The organism is Nocardioides sp. (assembly GCF_050699375.1).
GTDB lineage: Bacteria > Actinomycetota > Actinomycetes > Propionibacteriales > Nocardioidaceae > Nocardioides.
This window is the reverse complement of record NZ_JBOHDN010000245.1, coordinates 1-2,441: the sequence shown is the minus strand read 5'-3', so window position 1 is coordinate 2,441 and position 2,441 is coordinate 1. Positions and strand designations below refer to the sequence as shown.

Genomic DNA, 2,441 nt, shown 5'->3' with positions numbered 1-2,441 from the left:
GCGAGGTCTGGGGCTCTGGACCTCAGGCCGCCGCGTTCCGGCGGCATCTCTTCGCCGACGTGCGGATGCTCTTCGACAACCTCGGGCTGCGTACGCCACTGACCGGCTGGGCGTGGCGAGCGCTCGGCGTCGATGGACGGCCGGCACGCTTCCGGGCCGCGCCGCCCACCGCCGCCGCGTAGGTAGGACCGGCCTCAGGCCGGGACGGGCAGGGAACGGCTGATGATCTCCTTCATGATCTCGGTCGTCCCCGCGTAGATCTGCTGGACGCGCAGGTCGGTGAAGGCACGGGCGATGGGGTACTCCTCCATGTAGCCGTAGCCGCCGTGCATCTGCACGCACTTGTCGACGACCTTCATGGCCCGCTCCGAGCACCAGTACTTCGCCATCGCGACCGTCGGGATGTCGAGCTCGCCCTTGATGTGCAGCTCGATGCACTCGTCGATGAAGGATCGCGCCACCCGTGCCTCCGTGGCGACCTCGGCCATCGTGAACTTGGTGTTCTGGAAGCCGAAGACCGGGCGGCCGAAGGCGGTGCGGGTGTGGACGTACGAGATCGTCTCCTCGTAGGCGAACTCCATCGCCGCGACGCAGCCGAGCGCGACGATGAGGCGCTCCTGCGGCAGCTGCAGCATCAGCTGGACGAAGCCGTCGCCCTCCTTGGCACCGAGCAGGTTGGTCGCGGGGATGCGTACGTCGTCGAAGAAGAGCTCGCAGGTGTCCTGGCCCTTCATCCCGATCTTGTTGAGCACCCGGCCGCGTCGGAAGCCGGGGGCGTCGGTGGGGACGATGACCAGGGAGATCCCGGCGCCATTCTCCTCCGGGTTGGTCTTGACCGCGACCAGCACCATGTCGGCCTGGAGGCCGTTGGTGATGAACGTCTTGGCGCCGTTGACGACGTAGTCGTCGCCGTCGCGGATCGCCTTCGACTTGATCGACTGAAGGTCCGATCCGGTGCCGGGCTCGGTCATCGCGACGGCGGCGACGACCTCCCCGCTGGCCATCTTGGGCAGCCACTCCTGCTTCTGCTCCTCGGTGCCGTACGCCACCAGGTAGTGCGCCACGATCCCGCTGTGCAGCGGGGCACCCCACGAGGAGTCGCCGACACGGGCCTGCTCCTCGATCAGCACGGCCTCGTGGGCGAAGGTGCCGCCACCGCCGCCGTACTCCTCGGGCACGGAGAGGCAGAGCAGGCCGAGCTCGCCGGCCCGGTTCCACAGATCGCGGTCGACCTGTTTGTTGGCGATGAAGGAGTCGATGTTGGGCTTGATCTCCTTCTCGCAGAAGGTGCGGGCGAGGTCGCGCAGGTCCTCGAGGTCCTGGTCCATCCAGGGAGAGCGGCGGGTCACGGGCATTCCTTCCGGTCGATTCCCACAGTTAAGTGGGACACGATGTTCTGGATACAGGTTGTATCACCGCGACCGACCTGGATACAAGGTGTATCCGCGATACGGTGAATGCGTGGTGGACGTGGCGAAGTGGGTCGACTCGACGGTGCGGCGCCGCTCGGCCAAAGAGGCGCTCGAGGACGACTCGCGACGCTCCCGAGTGGTGGTCGCGGCGGTCGAGGCGATCGAGGAGGTCGGTCCCACCGTCGGGATGGCGCAGATCGCCGAGCGGGCCGGTCTGCCACGACCAAACGTCTACCGGCACTTCGCGGGCAAGGAGCAGCTCGACGCCGAGGTCACCCGATTCGCCGCCAACGAGCTGCTGCGCCGCGTACGTCCGAATCTGGCTCGCACCGGAACACCCCGAGAGGTGATCGGCGGGGTCATCGCGCCGTGCGTCGACTGGGCAGCCGAGCACCCCAACCTCTATCGCTTCGTCGCTGCCCAGCAGCAGACCAAGGCACTGCACCGCGCCCGGATGGGGCGCACCCGGTTCCTCAACGAGCTCGTCGAGGCGATGCGCGGCTACCTGAGCGAGACCGAGCTCAGCGGCGAGCCGCCCGACGGCGTCCTCGCCGGGCTGATGGGGATGGTCGACGCGAGCATCATCTGGTGGCTCGACCATGACGACGAGACCCGAGACGAAGTGGTGGACCGGCTCACCCGGCAGGTCGCCGGGGTGCTCTTCGACCTGCTCGCCCAGCTCGGGCTCGAGATCCCCGAGGACATGGTCTTCGCCCCAAGGGCATGATGGTGGCGGCTCCGCCCATTCAGCAGGCGCAGCGACCAGACGCAGCAAGATCAGACACAGCAACGAAGCAGCAGCGACGAGGAGCACGATGCCGAACAACGACAGTGGCCGCGCGAACATCGGCGTGGTCGGCCTGGCCGTCATGGGGTCCAACCTGGCCCGCAACCTCGCCTCCCGCGAGGGCAACACGGTGGCGGTCTACAACCGCACCTACGCCCGCACCGAGGAGCTCGTCACGGAGCACCCGGAGGCGGGCTTCCTCGCCTCCGAGACGATCGATGACTTCGTGGCGACGCTGAGCA

General features: G+C 67.7%; 3 protein-coding genes and 1 pseudogene. 3 read left to right on the top strand and 1 reads right to left on the bottom strand.

Annotated features, from left to right (window positions below; translation table 11 throughout):
- Positions 1-182: pseudogene (locus ACRDPS_RS18115) on the top strand (diiron oxygenase); the annotation flags it as partial.
- 12 nt (positions 183-194) lie between these two features.
- Here the strand turns inward: ACRDPS_RS18115 and ACRDPS_RS18110 are convergent.
- Positions 195-1,349, bottom strand: a complete 1,155-nt coding sequence (locus ACRDPS_RS18110) for an acyl-CoA dehydrogenase family protein (protein WP_431503056.1) — start codon at positions 1,347-1,349, stop codon at positions 195-197.
- A 112-nt stretch (positions 1,350-1,461) separates the two neighbouring features.
- Between ACRDPS_RS18110 and ACRDPS_RS18105 the strand changes: the two genes are divergently transcribed.
- Both ACRDPS_RS18105 and ACRDPS_RS18100 read left to right on the top strand, forming a co-directional pair.
- On the top strand, positions 1,462-2,139 hold the full coding sequence (locus tag ACRDPS_RS18105; protein ID WP_431503055.1) for a TetR/AcrR family transcriptional regulator: 678 nt from the start codon (positions 1,462-1,464) through the stop codon (positions 2,137-2,139).
- 88 nt (positions 2,140-2,227) lie between these two features.
- On the top strand, positions 2,228-2,441 hold a 214-nt coding region (locus ACRDPS_RS18100; RefSeq protein WP_431503054.1), incomplete at its 3' end, for an NAD(P)-binding domain-containing protein.